Source organism: Subsaxibacter sp. CAU 1640 (assembly GCF_023156585.1).
Classification (GTDB): Bacteria; Bacteroidota; Bacteroidia; order Flavobacteriales; family Flavobacteriaceae; genus JBPOFM01.
The window spans coordinates 212,448-235,885 of sequence record NZ_JALNMI010000003.1 but is presented as its reverse complement, the minus strand read 5'-3'; the positions used below and the strand labels follow the sequence as shown (position 1 = coordinate 235,885).

The 23,438-nt window shown below is 40.0% G+C and carries 19 protein-coding genes; 7 read left to right on the top strand and 12 right to left on the bottom strand.

Annotated elements, in window-relative coordinates; translation table 11 throughout:
* Window positions 1-44 precede the first annotated feature (44 nt).
* Window positions 45-3,296, bottom strand: a complete 3,252-nt coding sequence (locus tag M0G43_RS08600) for a T9SS type B sorting domain-containing protein (protein ID WP_248025074.1) — start codon at window positions 3,294-3,296, stop codon at window positions 45-47.
* Between the two features lie 165 nt (window positions 3,297-3,461).
* On the opposite strand from M0G43_RS08600, the gene M0G43_RS08595 reads away from it, so the two are divergent.
* The 3 genes from M0G43_RS08595 to M0G43_RS08585 all read left to right on the top strand — a co-directional run bounded on the left by M0G43_RS08595 (window position 3,462) and on the right by M0G43_RS08585 (window position 7,138).
* Window positions 3,462-4,817 (top strand): TlpA family protein disulfide reductase, encoded by a 1,356-nt coding sequence (locus M0G43_RS08595; protein WP_248025073.1) that lies wholly within the window; start codon window positions 3,462-3,464, stop codon window positions 4,815-4,817.
* Between the two features lie 224 nt (window positions 4,818-5,041).
* Window positions 5,042-5,476: a response regulator gene (locus tag M0G43_RS08590; RefSeq protein WP_248025072.1), complete on the top strand. Its 435-nt coding sequence runs from the start codon at window positions 5,042-5,044 to the stop codon at window positions 5,474-5,476.
* Complete coding sequence (locus M0G43_RS08585; protein ID WP_248025070.1) at window positions 5,477-7,138, top strand: sensor histidine kinase; 1,662 nt, start codon at window positions 5,477-5,479, stop codon at window positions 7,136-7,138. It abuts the gene before it with no gap.
* A gap of 132 nt (window positions 7,139-7,270) precedes the next feature.
* Here the strand turns inward: M0G43_RS08585 and M0G43_RS08580 are convergent, their stop codons facing one another.
* Complete coding sequence (locus tag M0G43_RS08580; protein WP_248025069.1) at window positions 7,271-7,972, bottom strand: DoxX family protein; 702 nt, start codon at window positions 7,970-7,972, stop codon at window positions 7,271-7,273.
* Between the two features lie 205 nt (window positions 7,973-8,177).
* On the opposite strand from M0G43_RS08580, the gene M0G43_RS08575 reads away from it, so the two are divergent.
* On the top strand, window positions 8,178-8,462 hold the full coding sequence (locus tag M0G43_RS08575; RefSeq protein ID WP_248025068.1) for a hypothetical protein: 285 nt from the start codon (window positions 8,178-8,180) through the stop codon (window positions 8,460-8,462).
* 346 nt (window positions 8,463-8,808) lie between these two features.
* On the top strand, window positions 8,809-9,744 hold the full coding sequence (locus M0G43_RS08570; protein WP_248025067.1) for a helix-turn-helix domain-containing protein: 936 nt from the start codon (window positions 8,809-8,811) through the stop codon (window positions 9,742-9,744).
* Window positions 9,745-9,747: 3 nt separating this feature from the next.
* On the opposite strand, the gene M0G43_RS08565 is transcribed toward M0G43_RS08570, so the two are convergent.
* On the bottom strand, window positions 9,748-10,770 hold the full coding sequence (locus M0G43_RS08565; RefSeq protein ID WP_248025066.1) for a helix-turn-helix domain-containing protein: 1,023 nt from the start codon (window positions 10,768-10,770) through the stop codon (window positions 9,748-9,750).
* A 185-nt stretch (window positions 10,771-10,955) separates the two neighbouring features.
* Here M0G43_RS08565 and M0G43_RS08560 point away from each other — a divergent pair, with 185 nt between their 5' ends.
* The gene (locus M0G43_RS08560) at window positions 10,956-11,966 is read left to right on the top strand and encodes a helix-turn-helix transcriptional regulator (protein ID WP_248025065.1); all 1,011 of its coding nucleotides are present in this window, start codon (window positions 10,956-10,958) and stop codon (window positions 11,964-11,966) included.
* A gap of 145 nt (window positions 11,967-12,111) precedes the next feature.
* On the opposite strand, the gene M0G43_RS08555 is transcribed toward M0G43_RS08560, so the two are convergent.
* From M0G43_RS08555 to M0G43_RS08515, 9 genes are all read right to left on the bottom strand, one after another.
* Window positions 12,112-12,765, bottom strand: a complete 654-nt coding sequence (locus tag M0G43_RS08555; RefSeq protein WP_248025064.1) for a PRC-barrel domain-containing protein — start codon at window positions 12,763-12,765, stop codon at window positions 12,112-12,114.
* A 12-nt stretch (window positions 12,766-12,777) separates the two neighbouring features.
* Complete coding sequence (locus M0G43_RS08550) at window positions 12,778-13,431, bottom strand: hypothetical protein (protein ID WP_248025063.1); 654 nt, start codon at window positions 13,429-13,431, stop codon at window positions 12,778-12,780.
* Window positions 13,432-13,815: 384 nt separating this feature from the next.
* Complete coding sequence (locus M0G43_RS08545) at window positions 13,816-15,459, bottom strand: hypothetical protein (RefSeq protein ID WP_248025062.1); 1,644 nt, start codon at window positions 15,457-15,459, stop codon at window positions 13,816-13,818.
* Window positions 15,460-16,181: 722 nt separating this feature from the next.
* Window positions 16,182-16,430, bottom strand: coding sequence for a hypothetical protein (locus tag M0G43_RS08540; RefSeq protein WP_248025061.1), 249 nt, complete (start codon window positions 16,428-16,430; stop codon window positions 16,182-16,184).
* 608 nt (window positions 16,431-17,038) lie between these two features.
* Window positions 17,039-17,221 carry a hypothetical protein gene (locus tag M0G43_RS08535; protein WP_248025060.1) on the bottom strand — a complete coding sequence of 61 codons (183 nt, stop codon included), beginning with the start codon at window positions 17,219-17,221 and terminating at the stop codon, window positions 17,039-17,041.
* A gap of 439 nt (window positions 17,222-17,660) precedes the next feature.
* Complete coding sequence (locus tag M0G43_RS08530) at window positions 17,661-20,819, bottom strand: M1 family aminopeptidase (RefSeq protein WP_248025059.1); 3,159 nt, start codon at window positions 20,817-20,819, stop codon at window positions 17,661-17,663.
* Window positions 20,820-20,825: 6 nt separating this feature from the next.
* Window positions 20,826-21,689 (bottom strand): ABC transporter ATP-binding protein, encoded by an 864-nt coding sequence (locus M0G43_RS08525; protein ID WP_248025058.1) that lies wholly within the window; start codon window positions 21,687-21,689, stop codon window positions 20,826-20,828.
* A gap of 23 nt (window positions 21,690-21,712) precedes the next feature.
* The gene (locus tag M0G43_RS08520) at window positions 21,713-21,916 is read right to left on the bottom strand and encodes a helix-turn-helix domain-containing protein (protein WP_248025057.1); all 204 of its coding nucleotides are present in this window, start codon (window positions 21,914-21,916) and stop codon (window positions 21,713-21,715) included.
* Window positions 21,917-21,919: 3 nt separating this feature from the next.
* A complete protein-coding gene (locus M0G43_RS08515; RefSeq protein ID WP_248025056.1) occupies window positions 21,920-22,429 on the bottom strand; it encodes a DUF2975 domain-containing protein in 510 nt (169 codons plus the stop codon).
* Between the two features lie 323 nt (window positions 22,430-22,752).
* On the opposite strand from M0G43_RS08515, the gene M0G43_RS08510 reads away from it, so the two are divergent.
* A complete protein-coding gene (locus M0G43_RS08510) occupies window positions 22,753-23,325 on the top strand; it encodes a hypothetical protein (protein ID WP_248025055.1) in 573 nt (190 codons plus the stop codon).
* The last annotated feature ends 113 nt before the right edge of the window (window positions 23,326-23,438 follow it).

Sequence of the window (23,438 nt, the reverse complement as noted above, 5' to 3'; positions counted from 1 at the left end):
GGTAGACCTTAAGGAGACCTTAAGGAGCTCTTTTTAAGTTTGGGCTATCTTTTTAGGGTAAAATGACCAGTGTAAGTGCGTCCGTCGGTACGTGTAATGACGAACCAATAGTCATTGGTCGGCATATTGTGGCCATTGTAGGTGCCATCCCAACCTATATCTTCGCCTTTGAACGCTGTAAGAAGTTTGCCGTAACGGTCAAAAATGATGATTTCCATGTTTGGTTCGTATTCTGAACCCAGTACTTGCCAATGTTCGTTGAAGGTATCACCATTCGGTGTAAAAAATTTCATGTAGTCCATAACGTAAACGGTTTCTGTTACCACACCACATTCATTTCTATCTCTTACATATACCGTATATTCTCCAACGGATAGATTAGTGAAGAAATTTTCGGGTTGGTAATTGATGCCATCTATCGAATATTCATAATCTCCAGGTCCTGAAGCTTGTACAGTCAAAGCGTTTCCATAAGGTAGGAAGTCTTCCACTATCACATTATCAATAGTGGCGATGCCCGACATCAGTACAGTAAACGTTTGTGTAGCTTCACAAGAAAAATCGCTGTAGTTGTTTGAGACGGTTACCGTATAATTTCCAGCCGTGTCCACATTGATGGATGGAGTGGTTGCGCCGGTAGACCATACATAACTATCATAACCTGCCGTGGTGGATAGTGTTACTATGGTGCCATCGCACACACTCGTTGTTTCATCCGGGCCTAACAATGGGTAGTCCCCCACAATAAGTTGGAATGATGTGGTAGCATAACAAACGTTTAGTGTATTATGAATAACCCGTGCGTAAATGGTTTGCGGGCTAACACTGTTGCCAAAGATTTCCGGTTGGGGATTGTTTCCTGTATCGGCATCTTGTTGGTTAAGGTGGTATGTAACGGTATAATTATTCGGGTTTTGTCCATTGAGGATATCCTCATTTTGTTCTGATAAATCAAAGGTAGCTTGAGTATTTCCCTCTTCACTGCACATGACCATATCTGAAGGTGTAAAAATATTTACAACAGGTAGTAAGTCTTCCAGGTTGACGATTGTGGTGGCAATACTTCCGCAGACATCCTCAACCCTAATCTCATAGGTGCCTGGGCTTAAATTGGTAAATATGTTGTTATTACCATTGTCAATAGTAATAGGTGATACGATGGAGAAGCTGTATGGTTCTACACCAGTGACATCCACCAAAATATCGGAAGGTCCGGTTGCGCCTTCGCAGTTGAGATTGTACACATCATTAATGACCAATTCCGAAGACACCTCAAATTCGGCAAACACATCATAACAGCGTTGGTTTGGGGTAGGATTATTGAACGGTTGGAATGCCTTTATAAGTCTGAATTGACCCGTCAGAAAAATATTGAAGATGGTTTCTTCGTCTTGAATTTGAATGGCGTTTGTGCTGTTTGGCATAGTGCCCTCTGTGTAACCTGCCCCTGTATACGGATGTCCCCAAGTATTCGTATCTGGAAAAAAGCGTTGAAACCAGTAGGTTTGGTCCCAAACTGATTCGTCAGGATCGTCAATACCGATATTAAAGGACCCGCAGTTTCTTTGCAGATCATAGATGGTTGGGTTGCTTTGATAACTCGACACTGTAGTTGTCATCTCAAACTCATTTCCACAATTGTCTATCAATTCAATTGTATAAGTGCCTTCTGGCATCTCACCCGCATAGAACACTCCAATTGGCAATATGTTAGCACTGTAATCATAAGGCAAGGATTGCGCAAAAGCCGCAGGTGCCGTGATTATCATTACTGACACCAATTTGCCATAAGGACTACCTATTCTTAAGGTGCCTGTTTCGGTGGTACAATTTGGCGTCGTTGTGACACTCAAAGGTTGTTCGGAAAATGCCGGTATTGTAAATTGTTCTATATAGGTATTGCCACAATTGTCTATCAATTCTAATTCATAAGATCCCTGCGGTAGGTTTTGGACTATCAATGTACCATTATCTATATGCTCGGAAATATCCACAGGCGCGGTGCCAGGATAATCTGAAGGTACCGAGGTGAAGGTAGCCATCATGATATCTCGGTCTGGGATGCTTGCTGTCAGTGTTCCGAACTCTGGATCGCAACCACCATTGGTTGCAGAGACTTCCGGCTCAATCGGTTCTTCTTCCAATTCGAAGCTATGAGTTCGCGTTCTACCACAGGCATCGGTTACTACCAATGTATATTCACCATAGGGTACTCCCATTGTATCATTATGAAACACTACCACAGGACCTGGAAATGGACCAGGATGATTGCCATTGTAAGCTTCTGGGTCGAAGCCACTGGGTGATTGGGTGAATTGAAAGGTCAGTGGTGGTAGAAAGTGCGTAATTTGCACATTGAGATCAACACCACACTCTCCCGGAGAGGTGTAAGCATTGATATTTGGATTTGGGTCTACCTCATTTACAACCGACTCAATATTACCACAAACATCTTGTGCTATCACTTGGACATAGAACTCTTGATTCCCATATAACTGAATCAATTCTGACACTACCAATTCTGATTCTGGTCCGCTGTTATAGGTATGTGACAAGTTGATAACAGGCGAGCCGTCCGGTGGCGTAATGATATACTCGACACTAATAGGATAGGCAAGTACACCTTCTTCCTCTTCTGGAATGAGCGTGTTGCTAATGGTGGCTTCGGTGCAATTATCATACACAGAGGGGAGTGTGACCATGCCAAGATTGAATTCAAAATTTTCCAATAGAATGGTATAAGTCTTCGTTAAGGCATTATTGCAGTCATCGTACACCCTTACCACATAAGTGCCGGGTGGCATGTCTTCAAACACATTGGAAGGTTGTTCTGGTGCGGTTACAGGGCCCGACAATATTTCGTAGGAGGCCGCATTCCCATTCAAGACATTCACTACCAAATCGGCTGCATCACAATTGCCAGCAAAGGCTTGAGCGATTTCGAAATTAAGTGTGGTCGTCAGGTCATTGATGGTGGCATCCGCATTTTGTGTGTTTTGTTCGTTGCCCAAGGTTTGTCGTGCTACCACTAAATAATTACCACTACTCAAATTGTTGAAACTATTCGCTGAAGTTTGAGCTATGGGGGTTCCTGTGTCGGGGTATCGATACAGGAGGTATACGATGGTCGCATTAGGAGTGGTGCCTGATACCGTCATGGAGATTGAGCCATTCCCTGCACAAGTCTCATCTGTTGTGGTCACTGAAAAATTGAAGTCGCCTAACTGCGCATAGGTATATTGGCATACCAGGCATAGCCAGCACATCATACCGAATGTTAGGAGTTTCTTTTTCATTGTTTTTTTTGTAGGGGCTTATTCAAAGATAGTGAAATAGTTGGGAGTTTGAAGTTTGAAGATATGAGAAATGAGAAATGAGAAATGAGGTGTTACCTATTCAAATGCCATCGTTATAGCCATGATTTATGCTAAATATGTATATTTGAGTTTATATCAATTTTTATGAAACACATTATTACTCTCTTATTTGGCATCTTTGTTACATGTTCACTATTTGCCTCCACTGGAACTGTTGCTATTACTGGCGCTGTTACAAATGCCAACGTCACCACAATTTCCGTGATGCATTTGGACAATCAAATCTTGGTTTCTGCTGAACTGGATGCTGATGGTCATTTTAAGATGTCCGCAAAAATTGAAGATGGTTATTATACACTGATGTATGGCCGAAATTCTCAACATATCTATCTCTATCCCAAAGACCAATTGACCATCACCTTTGACGCCAATCATTTTGAGAACAGCTTAACATTTGAGGGAAAAGGTGCAGAGCGCAATAACTATTTGGCAAACAAATCTGTAGCAGATGCCAAACTCACCGAAGACTTGCAGGCCTTTTACAAGGTGGATGAAGCCAAGTACCATAAAAACCTTGAGAATGTTAAGAGCACACATCTTGCCTCTTTGGCAACCTATGAGGTGGAGGCCTTTTTTGAGAGTGCCGAAAAAAAATCTTTGGAGTACGACCGTTTGCTATCGATTCAGAACTATTGCAATAGCTATAAATTTTATATTGGCGGAGAAGTACAACCGTCTGATGATTTTTATAAACCCCTCCAAAAAGTAAAGTTGGACCATGCTGAAGATTATCAAAAACAGCCCTATTATCGCTATTTGGTAAATTCCATCTACAGTGATCGTATTGATGCCGCACCCACCGTGGATGCCATGTTGGCCGAATTGCGAAAAGTACCTTCACAGCCCGTTGCCATCAGTTTGGTGAACGGTTTTTATTCAAAAATCTCCTCCAAAAAAGAACGAGCCAAGGACTATCTCGATTTGATCAAACGGGTGACCAAACACCAACCTTTTATTGAGGCTGCTGAAAAACAGTATGCGGAAATTATGAGTTCCAAAGGACTCAAAAATGGTGATATGTCTCCATCCTTTAGTTATGAAAGTATTGATGGTAAAACCGTTAGCCTTTCTGATTTTAAAGGGAAGTATGTTTATATTGACGTATGGGCAACTTGGTGTGCGCCTTGTATTTCGCAGGTACCTTATCTCAAAGCTTTGGAGAAACGATTTCATGGCAAAAACATTGTCTTTGTCAGTATTTCAGTTGATAAGGAAGATGTGAAAGGCAAATGGAAACAAATGGTGGCCGATAAAGCACTGGGCGGCGTGCAATTGTTTGCCGACAATTCTTTTGACAGTGATTTTATGACTGCTTATGCCATTAACTCTATACCTAGGTTTATTTTGATAGATCCGCAGGGAAAAATTGTGGACCTTGAAGCACCACGTCCTTCTTTTGACAAAACGGAAGGTTTATTGATGCGTTTGGTAGAGGAGTAGAACGTTTTGTTTGAAATTGTGCAGACTGGGCATACAGTGATTTTAAGTGGTTTGATGAAAAATGCTAACAATAGCGAAGGACGAAATATCGTGGGCAGTGTTCGTGTATAGAACTTCATGTTCAAGGTGTTTTATTATCATTTGAGTTAACATTTCTATTGTTTGAGAATGCGAAAAATTTTATTTTTGTTTTTGACATAAGAAGGAGTCGCAATTTTAAATAAATGAGCACACAACATATATTTCTTCTTTTGGTTGATGATGATGAAGATGATCGCGTATTATTTGAGGAAGTACTGGAAGATCTCGGCCAAAAGGTACAATTAAAGACTGCAGAACATGGATTAGATGCTGTGAAACAACTAGAAAATCTGACATCCCATCGACCTGATGCCATCTTTTTGGATCTGAATATGCCTGTTATGGATGGTCATGAATGCCTTAAATATATACGCTCTAAATCGTCATATGATGATATAAAAATCATTATCTACTCCACTTCTTACAATCCAGAGACCGTTAAAACGCTCGAAGTAGAAGGTGCCAATCACTTTATACGTAAGCCGAGCAATTACCTAACTTTAGTAGAGGTCATCAAAAATGCACTCTCCATTATCAAGAGAGGCGATGGTCATCAGAAATTTTTAATCGCAACCTAAATGAACGACTCCACATACGCAAAAGATTTACAGTTTTTGGAAAGCCATGGTGAAATGGGGCAACTTATAGCTTCCAAAGACTGGTCGAGCACCTCATTGGGCCCCATGATAGAGTGGTCCCCGACTTTAAAAACCTGCGTGAATATCATGCTCAATACCAAATCTCCGATGCTTATGGTTTGGGGTGATGAGTTGATTTGTTTTTATAATGATGTTTTTAAGGAAAGTTTAGGTGCCAATGGTAAACACCCTTCCAATCTAGGTGTGCCGGCGGAGCTATTTTGGTCTGAAGTGTGGGATGACTTTGGCCCTGGGCTCATCAATTTGAAACAGGGAGGTGATGCCACTTGGGATAGTAACCAATTTATTCCTATTGAACGAAACGGTACACTTGAAGAGGCTTACTGGTCTTACGGTTTGAGTCCTGTAAAAGGTGCCAACAACGAGATAGTGGGTATCATGATTATCATGAACGAGACTACCAAAGCTGTTTTGGCACATCGTGCTTTGGTGGCTAGTGAGGAGCGCTTTAGGAAAATTGCAGAAGGTAATTTGTTGATGATCGCTATGGCAGATAAAACCAAGAATGCGGTTTATTTTAACAAAGCTTGGTCTGACTATTCGGGTAAATCGCCTGAAGAATTGCAAGATTTGGGATGGATGGACCTTGTGCATCCCGAACAGCGTGAAGAAGCGCTCAAAGATTATCTGAAGCATATGGAAGTCAATGAGAATTGGGAGGCTGAATTGCAGATGCGGGACAAACAAGGTAATTACCGATGGATTGCCACCTACTTTATGCCCAAGCTCGCCGATGATCAAAGTTTTGACAGTTCCGTAGGGTCCTCTGTGGACATTCATGATAAAAAGTTGTTCTCTGATGAGCTTGAACGAAAAGTTGAATTGCGCACACAGGAATTAAAGGCATCTAACCTAAAACTTGAAAAGTCGAATGATGAATTACAATCATTTGCCTATATTTCAAGTCATGACTTGCAGGAGCCTTTAAGAAAAATACGAACCTTTGCTTCACAGATCGTTCTAAATGATTACGACAATCTATCTAAAAAAAGCAAAACCAAATTGGACCGACTAGAAGCTTCTGCCAAGCGCATGCAAACCTTGATCAATGATTTGCTCGCCTACTCACGTACCAATGATAGTGATAGGGCCCTTGAAACCTTGGACTTTAAGCTTCTGTTCAAGGAAATCAAAAATGATCTTAAAGAGGAATTAAAGGCGGTAGATGGACAACTTATCCTCAAAGAATCGACCAAGGTTTTAGTCATCCCTTTTCAATTTAAGCAGGTATTGTACAATTTGATTTCCAACGCCATTAAATTTAGGCATCCCAATCGACAACTGACTGTTGAATTTTCTGCTACCCAAATTGATGGCGCTTCCATTGAGAATGAACACATCGACCAGAATGTTACCTACACTGTCATACATGTGAAGGATAATGGTATTGGGTTTAACCAAAATTCTGGCGAGAAAATTTTTGATGTTTTTAAACGTCTCCATAGTCGTAAAGAGTTTGAAGGTACAGGGATAGGCTTATCTATCGTTAAAAAAATTGTTACCAACCACGAAGGTCATATTGAAGCCAGGGGTTCGGATAACGAGGGTGCAGAATTTATCATCTATTTACCTTTTTATTAAATATTTATTCTTTAAGCTGCATTGCATCATTATTTCAAGTCACTGTTAGTTATCACGCATTAAAAGCATCGGTACTGATGTACTGAATCCGTAAAGACGCTGACTTTGGAGTTCTTTCATTTAAGATAACCATCAATCTTCCAATAATTCCAAACAATGGTCTAGCGAGCCGCCTTGATTGTGAATGCAATCGCAAAACTCAAAACCTGCTTTTTGATTGTCCTTCCCTATAAACTGTTGACGACAATCTTTCACAGAGTTTCGGGGCATGATGTCGTGGAAAAGGGCAAACCGCAATACCACGATGACAAAAACCAAAGCTACGCCTGAAAAAAACAAGAAAGGAAAGCGATTGTTCCATTTTGCAGGTTTTTGAATAAGATTGTAGGAAGGAACGATTTTGAGGGGCAGGATGTATTTGAGTCGGTCGTAGTTCCAGACGAGGATATATATGTTGGCAAAGGTCATCAAGGGCGCCGTCATGTAGGAACCGTCGAAACGAACGGCAAAGGAAAGTATCCAAATATTGACAATGATAGGTAAGTATACTAAAGCTCCCAATGTAACCGTGCGCGGAATAATGAGCAACACTGCCGCCAATATCTGCGCCACACCTATAAATGTATAGTAGTAACCTGTATGGTGCAATGCTTCCAGATATGCTCCCATAGGGTGTACAATGGATAAGCCACTGGCAAAGCGTTCGCCCACAATTTTTACCATGCCCGCAGCAAAGAAGCCAAATGCCAATGATAGACGACACAGTATATAGAAATACCAATACCATCTGTTTTGTCTTATCATTCTGTGATGGGCTTCAAATTTTGAGAGCATGGGAGAGTGTTTTAAATTTTGGGTTTTTATAGTAGACCCTGAAAGGTATGAAATGTTACAGTTTTGTCATGAATTTATGATACCTACTTGGATGCTTGAAGCACGAAGAAAGAATAACTTATATCGGTTATTTTTCTAATGGATACAGCTATGCCAGTGATTATTTAAGGAATACATTTATGACATCATCGAAACACTATGCATCATGAAAATCTATAATAGTATCAATGGCTCATGGAATAGCAGTACCACTACTGAAACTTCTTTGTCCACTTCACTGAAGCCGGATGCGATAGAATCCAAATGGGCCGAGATCCATCGTCACTATCGTCATCGTTATCCAGAATTGACTGGGCATGATGTCAATTATTATCCAGGAGAGTTTGACCAGGTACTCAAACGTATTGCCAAAAGGACTTTTAGAAACGTACAGGAGGTTTCTGATGAAATTATGCATATGAAACCAAGTCGCTCTTCCCAACTTCTTTAGAAAATTATTTCCCAGATGCATTTTTAAGTTCAACAGCTTAAGGATGCAGGCCCTCAACATTTGAGGGCTTTTTTGGCATGTGCTCATATGCTATCAACTGTAACTCAATTGAAAATCATTAAAGGGAGTGGTAAAAACGTTACAACACGTAGAAATTAACACCTACTTTTAACAATATTAATTTTAAAGCCATTTTTTATGACACCTTTTTTAAAAAAATGGTTTCTTAATCCAACTGACCTTATTATCAACCGTCGTGGTGTGGTTCATCGGTACCACGGTTTTGATGCCGCTAGCGACTGTGATTGTCATAGTCATCGTTTTAACCTTTTAGATATCAAGCTTTATGAAAACCCTTGATTTACTGCAGACCAAGCTCGCCAACAGTTGGAGCAAAGATTTAGAAGGTTTTTGCGAAATTTTTCCATTATCTGACTATATTTCTTGGATTGAGATGGATTTTGACACTAAAAAGGAGATTACCATCTCCCTCAATGACACGGATGGTCTGTATTTACATTTCTTATATAATTTAAAAGATACGCTTACACTTTCGAGTAGTGGTGGTGCAGCCAATAAGTTGGAGAATTTTCAAAGTGCCATCATTCACGATCAGAAAGGCAGACAGACGTTTCTTCATTTAAAAGGAGAGAGTACGTACCAATTTTGTATTGTAAAGTTAGCAAAACATAACGTGAATGGTGATTTGAATCCATTTTTTGTACAATTTGAAGAGGAATTCAAAAAAATGTCTGAAGTTAGTTACTATTTGCACACTGGATTGCCAAATCTGGAATTGGGCGAATATGTGAAAAAACTGATGGACATGGCTAAAACGCAAATGTCTGATAAGCTTATGGCGGCTGGATATATCAATATTCTTTTAAGCCTAAAAATGAAACAGTTCCTAAAATATATAGAGGACCCATCGCGCTTATCTGCCTTGACCGTGGCGGAACTTGAGCGCATCAAGCAAATTTCGGACCTTATCTCAAAAGCACCAGAAGACAATTATCTTATAGAGGATATTTGCCATACATGGGGCTTGAGTGCTTCCAAATTACAAACAGGATTTAAAGAAATGCACGGACGTACCGTTTGTAGTTTTATCAACCATATGCGCCTTTTAAAGGCGGAAGAGCTTTTAAAAACGACTTCCATGAACGTATCCGAAATTGTTTATGCTCTAGGATGGTCTAGCCGTAGCTACTTTTGCAAAATCTTTAAAGAGAAGTATCAATGTACTCCCAAAGGTTATCAACAGCAACTGCTAGCTTGTTAGGCTTTATCTTGCCTTTTGATGTTTTTTGCGAAATTCGCTAGGCGTCATCCCAAAGGTATCCTTAAAAATCTGTGAGAAATAACTTTTGCTATTCCATCCCACACGTTCCATAATTTCCTGCACCGAATAAGGGGTTTGCGTCAAAAGGTTTCTAGCGGCCTCCAATCGTATTTTTTGAATAAATTCGTTTACAGTCTGTCCGTAAAGCGTCTGAAAACCGTTCTGCAATTTATTCGGATTTAAGCCTACCTCTTTACTCAATTCCTTTACGGTACCCAATGTGGCCATTGAGCTTTCAATTATGGCTACTGCTTGGTGAATGGACTTTACTTCATCGCGACGGAGCAAGTGCTGTTGCGACGCTTCCATGTCGTCATCCTTGTATTGTAAGAGCTGATTGGCAAAAATATCAAAAGAACGTCCTTCCAAGAATATTTTTTTTATCAATCCCTGTTCCTTCTGTGCCTGCATTTGATCAAAAATCTTGCCCATATCGTAGCTATAATAACCCTCATGGTAAAAGGTTTCATTTGCATATACGTCCAATAATACTTCTTTGATACGCGGTTCTGCATTTTTAATGTCGCAAGCCATTTTTTGGTTGAAGCGTTTGCGGTCTACTTCAATGCTTTGAATCGTTGTTTTTACACCGGCTTTAAAATACAATACGTGACCAGAATGGTGCTGATTGGCAATCATACAATTTTGATAAGTGCCTAGATCATGGATGTTATCTTCTCCTTCAAAACGATGCTGAAATGAGCCTTCCAAACAGAAGAGAAACTTTAACGGGTGTACATCGTTCACCACAAAATGTACTTCCAAATCTTCTTTAAATGTACAGTCATATTGCAAGAGACCAATACCAGAAGGGAAATTGATACCACTTATTTCTCCGGAGCCCCATAACCTTGGAATTTTTACCCGGTAATCTTCGCAGCATTCTACAAAGTCGGTTTTGAAGAGCCTTGCAAAGTCTTTAATGACATCCATTAAAGGCAAGGAATTTACTACAATAGTTTTCAAATGTAAGTTGTTAGTTAGTCAACTTTTTTAAGTTGTAACACTAAAGTACAAATTTTTACACATTCTACATTTTGTATACAAGAAAACAATGTTTTGAAGGGTAAAAACGTTAAATTAAATTTCAATTTCATTACGCATTATTCGAGTATTCCATTTTTTTTGCAATTAAAAAACTCAAAATACTCTTGAATCAACATCACCGTATCAATTTATACTGGAACGACGAAGGGATTCCCGAGCAATTACACAAAGCCTTACATGCTACAATGGAAACCCATTGGGGCGAGACATTTCTTTCTTTTGATAATGAAATAGGAAAAGGTTTAGTGAAAACCATCGCTTTCGATTGGGGACTCACCTTCATCCAATGGGATGTTTCTTTTTTTAAAGACACCCATATACATATATCCTTTGAAACTGAAACACCTATTGATTTTATATATGTGAGTGAGGGGAATTTATATTTTCAAAATGATCATTCTGAAAAATCTAATATCGGTACGTTTCAAAATTCCATCATCCGTTATAAAGCACATTCCACCAATACTTATATTTTTCCGAAGGATTCGGCCTTGAAATTTACCTTCATTCAAATAGTGCCTGAAAAGTATTTGGATAAGAAACATCATAATATCAGCTATCTTAATGAACGACTACAATTAGTTTTTGAGTTTTCTGCTAAAGATTATCACACTCTGAAGGGCTCTCATAATCTTCAAATAGCAGATTTGCTCAATGATATCAATAGCAGTAGAACTACGGGTATTATTAGAACTTTGCAATTGGAAGGGCATTTGCTTATTATTTTGAGCTTATTGCTTGCTGACCATGAAAAACAACTTGCCGGCGGTCATTTTAACCTATCCGATGACCAGATTGAAAAAGTACATCGCGCCAGTAGAATTATCAGTGATCAAATATCTGATAAAATTAATGTCGAGGATTTGGCAAAACAGGTCTCGCTTTCAGAATTCAGGCTTCAAGAAGGTTTTAAAACATTATATCATCAGACTGTCAATGGCTATTCAAAAGAGATCAAACTCCAAAAGGCTGCTGAATATTTGAAGTATTCTGATTTTTCCGTATCGGAGATTGTGTATAAAATAGGTTTTAACAGTCGCAGTTATTTTTCTCAAATATTTTCTAAACGTTTCGGGATGTTGCCTACGGATTACCGTAATAAGAATTCAGAATAACATTCGTTCAGAATAAAAAAGCCGTGGTATGAAAGTGCTACGGCTTTTTACTAAACTAAAATGTAAACCTCAAAATAAAACCCGCATCAATTGACGTGGGTTTTTTATCAATCATATATAGAGCCCAATGATGAGGGTAGTGTTTCTATAAACCTGGGGTGCGTTTTTTAAATCGACTGTCGTCAAATTCGCGACGCTCATAAAAGTCGTCTTCATCGTAGACATCCTCACTGTACCTATTATGCATTTTCACTTCCTCTTCGGTGATGGTATCCCAATAGGAATTGGTGTCATTATGGTATTTCCTGATTTCTTCCCTTACGATTTGACGGATTCTCGCGGTATCTAGAGGCACATCATCCGCTCTATTATATGAATCCATTACCTGTGCTTCATAGACCCTATCGATTGTATCTCCTTTGCGATACCGTTTGGTCGATGCAAAGGTGAGGTGATCTATGGTATTCGTATAAACATAATTGGTATCGGTGTTCAATTCTACCAAGCCAATGGGGATGATTAAGTGATTATCGCCTTTGTCGTTGACAAATTCCCTCACTTGTTCGTTTCGAGAAGGGCCATAAGGGTCATGATTGGCATCGATGATGCTTTTGTCCACTTCCACATCTAGATAAACCACCCGTTCGGCTTCTTTATTTACCAACAGGTTTTCTACTTTGCCCACCACGCGGTTATCGATGTCTTTTACGTCCCAGCCTCTCACATCTGGGTAGCCGTCTGAAATTTTGTAATCAGACAGTTCATTTAAATTATAGAGATGTCTTTTTTCTTGTGTCATGGTATTTGAATTTTAAGATTGTAAGTCATGCAGGATGTCGTGGGCTTGCCTAAAGAATGATTGAAGCGATTCTTGCTGCTTTGATAGGGCCGCCGTGGCGCTGATTTTGTTTGCGGTACTCTTCAGACTGTTCACCGTTTCAGCAGCTATGTTGGTTTTTGGCTGCAATTGTTGAATGACTTGAACCACCTCATCTGTCACTTTTTTAAGTTGCGTTTGCAGTTGATTGTTTTTATCCATACGCGATTCTGAGCTGACGTTGGATTCTGCATATTGTTGCAAGTTGGTCAAAGCGGCACTCGATTCGAGATTGTAAGCCTCCGCTTTTGAAACGGTCAGTTGAGCCAAACTCTTAAGGGCATTTTTGGTATAAGTGGAGTCTGTGCCAAAACGCGTTGAATCTCTCATCGATTCCATTAAGGCTGTCATGGCCGCGGTGCCATATTCATCGTTTCTGATGGTATCGTAGATAGCGTTGTCTTGATATATGGTGTCATCTTCATTATTCTCTATTTCAGCATCACTATACTCGTCATCAAAATCCTCATTAAAATCATCGGAAGCCTGATTTTGATAGATAATAAAGGCTGCAATTGCCAAAAGAATCACTATCAATAAGACCCAGGGCCATACCGGTTTTTTCTTTTCTATTTTTATTTCTGCCATGTCATTCTTGTTTAAAGTTTGTATTTAAGATCATTCGCTTGTAATTATAAAATGCGAATTATTGTTGTTTAAAATTAGAAGTAAAAAAGAGTAATTGTGAACTGATTACCTTTTATTATTGACTTTAAAAGATGGGCTTTAGTAAAGAGAATTACAATAATGAGGCACACCAAATCAAATTTGGCGAAGGGACCTTTTTTTGATTTACAATAAAAAAAAGCCATGACACTTTCATGACATGGCCTTCTTCCAACTAACTAAATATAAACAGTTGTTTAAAGTTACGATTTAATATGTACTCTATACTATAAATTTTTTGCTCAAATGCCCACAAAAAAAGCCCCAATTACTTGAGGCTCTTTCGCTAAAAAGGTGTCTAATAAACTAGTTTAAACTTAATACTCCCAGATTGGCGCCCGTTTTGTTGGAACCATAGATTATGGCTTCGCGGTCGCTGATCATAAAGTGGGTCAGTGGCTGCACCACAATTTGTTTCTTTTCGAAATCGTCCGGGTCCAAACGCTCCATATCGCCAGTAGCGCCATCAAAAATAAACAGGGCTGGAATCATCTTGTTCACATTGCTCACACGGCGTACTTCATCAATATCGGTAATCCCGATGTTTTTAGGGTCGTCGTTTACCAATACAGTCAATTTCCCATTGTTGTATAATGGCAGCGAACTCAAGTATTCTGGACCTCTTCCCAAAACCGTCAATGGGAACATCAAACTTGCCGACACGGTCACGTTGCCATTGCCGCCTATCATGCCCAGGGCCAAGCTCATTTGAGTTACCGTCACACTTTGTTCTTTCGGAATCACGTTGCTCCATTGCAAGGTGCCATCAGGATTCAAGGAGGTTACAATGATTTCATTCGCTGTATAGGTAATCGGTGTGAAGGCTAAGGGGCCAATGCCTTGTGCGCGTCCCACATATTCTGTGTAAAATTCAGACATCACAAAAATACCACCATCTTCTTTTTCAATCAGGTGTGTGTTGCGGTAAAAAGGTTTTAAGTCTTTGCCTTTGTTGGCACGACGCTCGCCCAAAATCTTGGTTTTGGTGTCCATCGTGAATTCATTAAAGGTCTGTTTGGTGATACTATTCGTTTTGAAGTTGGCAGCAATATCAAAAATACCTTCCAAACCATATTCAGCTCTACCGCTCGATTTCAAATCCGAGTAAAAGCCTACCATGTGCACCCCATCTGCACTTGTTTCGATAATGTTGCAGTTAAGCGCTTTTTTTCCTGTCAAATTAATCACCAACTCCTGCTTTTCATAGCCTTTACTTTCAAGGTAGGTATGAAGTGTGATGTTGTTTACGGTTGTTTTGCCCGATTTGTCGCGATAGGTTTCGGTGGTGGTGATGAACAAATCGCCATGCTCATTGATGTTGACATCCGAATAGTCGAACTCTAAATCTTTACGGTCTTCAAACGATTGGTTATAGGTATCTGAAGCCACCGCCGTCAAATTTTTGTCCAACAAGGCAAACTCATAGGTCATTAACTCCTTTTTTTCAATGATGCCAACATGCGATACAAAATAGTTGACGTCATCATAGGACGGTTTAAACACAAACACCCCTCTGTGTCGGTCGCTAGGAACTTCTACATCGAGAATGGTTGTGGTTTTCCCCAATTTTAGGTCAGTACCTACTTCCTTTGCAAGAAATACGTTACGGTTTTCCTTATTGTTGTAATAAGTAGCCATGACATAGATTTTGTCTTCAATCACTACAAAGTCCTGAAGACTCACTTTTTTGTTGTCAATCTTTTCCAAATCGACCAAGACACTTTTTTTCAGCTGCATGGTGCTGTTGTCGAAGGTTTGCAAAAAGTATTTCTTTTTTTCATTGGCGAGGGCATAGATGGTGTTGCCCACCACACCTGCAATGTGAATCACTTTACCATCTTTGTTGGTGATGGTTTCCCCATAATCCAAAGCGGCATTGCCCACCTTGATTTGTGCCTGTCCTAGTTGCATTGTGAGCGCTAGGATCAAGAGCGTACATAGTTTTTTCATTTAGTTAAAATTGTGTTAAGGTTTTGAGGTCGCCAAGATAAAACTATTTTAGTCTTTTCCTACAGATTAATATGAAAAAGTGGGATGAGAGTTAGAAACGCAAAGCTGGAAGCAGTAAGCAAGAGGTATTAAGCAGGAAGCAGGAAACTAGAAGTAGGAATCTGTAGTGTACAAGATTTGAAAAATTATAGGTAAGAGGTATCGCTTTAAAGCAAAAAAAACACCAAAGAAAACTCCTTTATAGAATCCGAATTGGTGTTTTTTATCCGTAACAAGCTTATCCAGCCGTAATAAATATAGATAATTCTTACAATATTATCAATATATTAACAGATTTTTCGATGAAATACATGGATTTAGACGGGTTAGACGGGTTAGACGGGTTAGACGAGTTAGACGAGTTAGACGGGTTAGACGGGTTAGACGGGTTAGACGGGTTAGACGGGTTAGACGGGTTAGACGGGTTAGACCAGTTAGACCAATTAGATTTGCTAACATCTAAAGGCTCACAGCTAACACTTGATAGTGATCGGTTATCAGTGTTCAGTAAGCAGTAGGCTTTAAGCAATAGGCAGTAAGCAGTAAGCAGTAAGATGTAATAGGTCTTGACTCTTAGTTCTTGATACTTAAAACTCTTTACCAAATAAGTAGGGAAAATTTAACTTTGTCTACCGTCTACCGTCTACCGTCTACCGTCTACCGTCTACCGTCTACCGTCTATTTCATTCCATCACCATTCTAAATAATTCTTCCGGGGTTTGTCTTCTGGTGAGGTCGCGGAGCTTCCATTTCAGTTGTTCCATTTTTTTGTTTTTGTTCACTTGGCTTTGACCTTCGCAGGGCAGGGTCTCCAGCGCATGCATGCTTGCTTCAAGGAACAAAATATTCATTATCAAAAAATGTTCTTTGCTGCCAACGTGCGGCACGCCATGGGCTTTCACGAGTTGGCTGTAATAGGAGGTGAACTTCATAACCGTTTTACTTTGGTATAAAGTTACAAGGATTGTAGGGTAGGTGTTGCTACAGAATCTAGAAAATTAGATGGTTAGACTTCTAGACTTGTTAGATTGTTAGACTGATTAGACGAGTTAGATCATTAGACGAGTTAGATCATTAGACAGTTAGACTTGTTAGATTGTTAAACTATTAGGTTTATAGACCAGTTAGATTGTTAGACTGATTAGACGAGTTAGATCATTAGACGAGTTAGATCATTAGACAGTTAGACTTGTTAGATTGTTAAACGATTAGGTTTATAGACCAGTTAGATTGTTAGACTGATTAGACGAGTTAGATCATTAGACAGTTAGACGTGTTAGATTGTTAAACTATTAGGTTTATAGACCAGTTAGATTGTTAGACTGATTAGACGAGTTAGATTTTAGACAGTTAGACGAGTTAGATTTATAGACTTATTAGATTTTAGACCTTTGAGATTATTAGATTCGATCAAGCCTAATAGCAAAAACACGTAACTACATTTTCAGCTTTCGACTTTTGATTCTATATGGGAATCATTTAGCTTTATGTCTAACTTTCTAAAGCTCTAACTCATCTAATGATCTAATGCGTCAGCGGTCTAATACTCCCACCACGCTTTAATAAATTCATCGGGCTGAAGGGAAGAGGAGATCAAATTAAATCCTTTTTGTTTTTGCCATCTTGCTTTGGCTTCGCGGATATAACCTTTGAGGGTCAGTACTTGTACCATATAGGTACCTTCATCAGTAGGTGTGGTCTTATTTACATCAAAATAGGCCATATAATTCTAGTTTAGGGTTACTAATTTACTCTCTTATCACGCTCTTGTTTGACTTATTTCGCAAAAAGATGGACTCGAAAGCAATTTGGGTTAGGGGGTGTTGAGCGAAATTTAAGCGGTGCTCAACGGTTTTGGTTTTTGGTGTCTGGTTTTTAATTCTATTCTTTAGCTGTTAGCCTTTAGCCTTTAGCTTTTGGCTCTTTGTTGTTAATAATAATATCTATGTCGGGAGTCAAATATATCGAAAGTTTCTTACCGTTCGTCGATAATTGTAAGAATTTGGTGGTCAAATTCCCATATCTGTTGAGACCTAAATAGTTAGCCATCATAAATTTTTATTAGCCATTAGCTATTAGCCTTGGCTCTTAATTCTATCTACTAAATACTTTGTTCTAGTCGCTAAAGGCTAACAGCCAAAGCTAAAAGCTCCTCAAATTTTTCATTCAAATAAGGATTTGATTTTAGGGTGATATGATTTATCGGAAACCTCAAGAATTTCGTGAAGCACATCTGTTGCAATCGGTTTTGGGTTGGGATGTTCATGTTTTGCAAGAAAATTTCTCAATGCCTTATTCAACTGTGGCTCCCCAATGAGTTCGCTTAATGCCACAAACACCACTGCGCCTTTGGAGTACGCTATAAAGGTATCGGTGCCATTGGCTCTTAACAGAGAGGTTTGGTCGCTAAATCCCTTTTGTGCGTCATAAATTTGTTGATGAATAGCAAGCCGTTCCATCATTTGCTCATGACCATACATTTTCTTGTAAACCATCATTTCCGTGTACATTGCCAAGCTTTCAGTGAGCATGGCATAACCTTCCCTATAATCGGGGTCAATTTGGTTGGTGCCCCACCATAAATGTGCCACTTCATGACCTGCCAATTCATTCACCACATCCTGATTTTTACCTGCTTTGATATTGGCATTAAAGGTCATGTGTTCTGTCATAAAAATGACTCCAGGGTAGGCAGTGCCTGCAAAACCTTGTGTAAACGATGACACTTCTGCATAGGTTATCGACTTAAAGGGATATGGCCCGAAATTTTCAATGCAATACGCCAGTGTCAGTTTTGTATTTTCGATGAGGTGAGAGACATTGGTATCGTGTAATGGGTGGTATAGCACCCGGATGGACACACCATGATGCTGCACTCTTTTTACCTCGTATTCTGCAGAAGATACCGCAAATCGAAACGGGATATCTTCGGCTGTATACAGATAATAATTTCGGTTTTCGTGTTGCCATTCCTTTTTTAACTCTCCTGTACCTACAGCGATTTGATGTTGTGGAGTGGAAATTTGCATCGAAAGTTTGATAAAATCATCCGTACCCATTTTTGGCGCCTCTAAAGCGGTTAACGGCGTCTCATCTCCCAATTTATACATTTCACGAAGCGTTTTATCTGAAATTTCTTTTTCAGAATCATAACCCACTTTTGGGAAATAACGACTGATGCGCATAAAAGACCCATTTTCTACAATGGCGTTGAAATTGTCGTGGTTGTTGACCGCATGCCATTGATACGCTAATTCGAACTCCAAAGTTGCTGATTCTGTGGGAGCGATTGGCTCTTTTAAGAAAAGTTGGGAAATGGCTTGTTTCAATTGAACAGTTTCGTTTTTGTATTGGTAGGTGAGGGATATCAGTTCAAAATCTTTCGGGATGGTGAACAGTAACGAATCGACGGGTTGTGAATGTTTATTCATCATTACATAGTGCCCTTTAATGCGATAGCGTTGCAATTCTGGATACAGATCAATTTCAGTACTCACTTCTGATATGGTAGGCTGTGGAATGTGCTGATACTTTCTGAACATTTTTTCATAGCTCACCCTTTCCGTTACTGCGGAATCGTCGTTTTTATATTCGTAACCTTCAAGAAATTGTGAACCACTTACCAATGCTGCTACAATGCATGCAAACAGAGCCACATAGGTTCCCCCTTTCTTCCCCGAAGATTTTACCGAAAAGGACGTCAGAAAAAGCATGGCCACGATGGATAACCCAAAAACCCATCGCCATAAAAATAGTGGCAGGTAAGGACCGTACCCTAAAAATTCGCTGTAATGACCTCGGTATCCCGACAAAAACCGAAGCAAAGGATTGGCAATAAAACTCTTTGAAATAGGTGTGGCAAACAACAAAAAGACCAAGAGGGACATACCGAGCGCCACGGCTTTGGATTTACTGATGCTATTTATAAACAGCAGCAATAGCGATAACAATACTACAGGTAACATATTAAAAACCACCACGCCCACATAGGCTTGGACATCGATTCGAAAGTATTGGAACCACATCTGAAACACCAAGGCCTCAACTATCATGATCATCGTAAGAACGGATACCAGTAGCGTTATGCTTCCGAGGTGCCCTAACAATTTTTCCTTGGCATAATAGGTTGTGTTTTGCAGGATGGAAAATCCTGTGGCCGTACTTCGCCAATACATATCGTTCACAAAATAAACCATTACGAAAGCGCCCATAAAATAGAATGTCGCGTTAATGGTTTGTGCCAGTCTGCCCGAACTGGCATACAGTTGCGGCATTCTAATCCCTCCGTCAATATCACCATACATTTCCATGCCAACATAAAATAAAAGCAGCATCCCTACAGCTATAAAGGCAATGCTTTTGAAAAGATAGATCGTATCAATTTTTATAAAGGACACGATGGCGTTCCATCGGGTTTTTAGATTGAAGCCTGTTGAGGCAGTTGTAAAAGGTATCTGGGTGTAAACTGATGCTAAAGGCATTTTGTCTTTTTTGGACGTTCCTTTATCTATCGGCAAAACTGAAAAAGCCCGAATACCAAAACATACAATTCCCATCGCAAGCAGCGCGACCACCACTCGGTTTAGCACTATATAATTGGTAAATGGCACAACGCTTTGGTTTCGCTGCAGCACCGTGAGGTCTTTTGCTTCAAAAAAATAGCTCGACAGCCCAAAAACATCCACAATGGCCGACATACGCTGTGCCATCATTGATTGCGGTAAAGCCTGTGCCATAAATGGGGCATTAGAAAATACCATGGCCAGCATGTATAGAATGTAGAGCAAAAGCCCCGTCACAGCAAGCAGGAGTTTATTTTGAAACTTACTTGACACAAAGAACAACAAACTGCATATCAGGAAGGCGTTTACCACGCCAAATATTAGAAACGGATAGAAAAAATGCCACGGTTGAAACCCGGGGTTCATCAGGTTTAAGGGTTGCATATAAAGCCCCAGGGCATACGCCATTACCAGAATAAAAAAGCCAAAGAGCGTGAGTATGTAAAATGCGCCAAAACGGGCCATTGCAAAATGGCGTTTTTCAATAGGTGTAGCAAACACAATCAAACCAAAATTGGCGTCACTTTCCTTAAACAATAATGTAAAAGCCACCACCGTCGCCATTAAAATTATCATTAAGCTCATCAGGCCTATCATAAAACCGAGAGAGTAGGGCGCATTGGCAGCAATGGCGTCACCCACTTTGATGCTGAATTTGTAGCCAGTCATGAAACCTATGCCTGCATAGACCAATAAGGCGATATAGGTATTTTTCTGTTTCAGGGTGGTAAAGATGTCATTCCAAAAGACCGTTTTCATGCTGCCCTATTTTAAATGGTTAAAATACACATGTTCCAGCGTAGGGGCAACTGGGTGAAATCCATTGGGAGCCTCCGTTGCCCGCACGGTGACGTACATCACTTTTTCAATCAATTGCTTGCTGATGACTTGGTGCTTGGCTTCCATTTCGGGCAGTTCAGAAGTTTTAACGGCCTTTTGCCAAAGCGTCCCTTTTAATTCCGCGATAAAATCATTGGGACGTCCCTGTGATACAATGGCGCCTTTATTGATAATGGCCATGTTTGAGCAGAGGTTGCGGACGTCTTCTACCAAGTGCGTCGATAGCATTATAATGATCTCCTCACTGATGTCGCTCAACAAGGTATTGAAGCGGTTTCGTTCTTCCGGGTCTAATCCGGCGGTTGGCTCGTCTACAATCACAATTTTAGGTGTTCCCAATAAGGCTTGAGCCACTCCAAAACGTTGCTTCATGCCGCCCGAGAAGGTATGCACTTCCTTTTTTTGATGTTCCAATAAGTTCACCTTTTCCAAAAGCCCAAGAATCTGCTGGTGGCGTTCTTGCTTATGTTGCACCCCTTTGAGTTTTGCCAAGTGGTCCAGTAAATCGTAGGCTGAAACTTTGGGATATACTCCAAAATATTGAGGTAAAAACCCCAAGTGTTTTTGTATGGCAAGCGGATGTTTTACAACATCACATCCGTTAAAATGGATGCTGCCCTCACTGGGTTTTTGCAGACCCACAATGGTTTTCATCAAAGATGATTTTCCTGCGCCATTGGGTCCCAGTAGCCCGAAAATTCCATTTTCTATTTCCAGATTTAAGGCAGTAAGTGCCTGGTATCCGTTGCGATACACAACAGATACATTGTCTATTTTCAATGTATTCATTTGATGTTATTTAATGCGAAGCGCTATTCTACATAGTCTATAATGTCTCCAGGTTTGCAGTCGAGTGCTTTACAGATGGCCTCCAGTGTTTCGAACCGAATACCTTTGGCTTTACCTGTTTTAAGCACAGAAAGATTGGCAGGTGTGATGCCGATATCGTCTGCCAAATCCATGCTTTTCATTTTTCGTTTGGCGAGCATCACATCGATGTTGATAATAATAGGCATACGCTAAATGTATAAGTCTTGTTCGTTTTGTAAGTTCAATCCTTGATTGAAAATTTCGGACATAAAGAATGCAAATACACCCAAAAAGAGATGTAAAATCACAATCAAAAACATTTCACTCTCCACAGTTATAAAAAAGGAAGAGAACGCCACGAGTACTATCGGCAAGAAGATATTGGCACTATAAAACCGCTGCAGATGCACAATATTTTCCCTTACAAACAATTTGTCCTGATAAAAAACCCTAAAAGCATTGGAGAGCAACCAGAAAAATAGGGCATAGGCCACAACGGGAAGCAAGAAGGAAAAGAGTACATAGGTCAGGTGGTTGTCTAAAATCAAAAAAGAACTGTCCGTAAACGGATACTGAATAATCATACGGTCTTGTTCTATAGTGCTATTGGTATTAGTGAACCAGCTGATACCTCCATAGACAGCTGTCAATATATACACCCACGCCAATCCTCGTGTTAGGTAGAACAGAATTTTTGAAATAACCTTGGTTTTTTTCATGGCAGTAAACTTATTTTATTATTGCAAATATATAAAAAATTATTGTTTTACAATAATAATATATCTTTTTGTTTAATATTTTGTTTAGCCTTTAACCTTTGGCTTTTGGCCTTTGATTCTAAATACTTAATACTTTGTACTAAATGAAAAGAAAAATTTAATTTTGTCTACCGTCTACCGTCTACCGTCTACCGTCTACCGTCTACCGTCTACCGTCTACGGTCTACCGTCTACCGTCTAAAAGCTAAAGGCTAACAGCCAAAAGCTAGTTGCTAACAGCTACCAAAAAATCCCTATCTTAAACCCAAATTTCAACCGTCCTCATGAAACGTTTCAATAGCAAAACCACCGACCTATTTATCCAGATCATCTCTGTGACCATTGGTGTCTTTTTGGGCTTTATCATTTCCAATTGGTCCGAAAGCCGACGCGAATCACGTAAGTTCGATAGTCTGAAGACCACGCTAGAAGCCGAGCTGTCCGATAACAAAGCCAAGATTGACCAGGTGCTGACCTACCACCGTATGGTGCGCGACAGTTCGCGGCACTATATGGCGCAGGCCGATTCATTACCCTTTAAGCCCAGCTTCTTTAAGGGTGTCAATACGCTTAGCTTTGTGAACAGTGCTTACCAAACGGGTATCCAGACAGGGTTGTTCAACACTATGCCATTGGACCAGATACAAGCCATTAATGATGTCTATACCAAGCAGCGCGATTATGAAGATTTCGCCAACCTCATGATCTCCGGCTTGATCACTATGGACTTTGATAATAGCGAGACCTCCATGCGCCGTATTGCGCTGTTTCTCTCCATCAGCATGACCGATATTGTCATTAAAGAGGAGCAGTTGCTTACCAGTATCCAAAAGGCTCAAGGGTTGTTGGGGGAGTGAGTGTTTAGTAGGCAGTGGGCAGTTTACGGTTTACAGTTTACGGTTAACGGTTTACAGGGTCATTCTCTTTTGCTTTTTTATTCATCCATATTCATTGTACTAATGGAACTCAT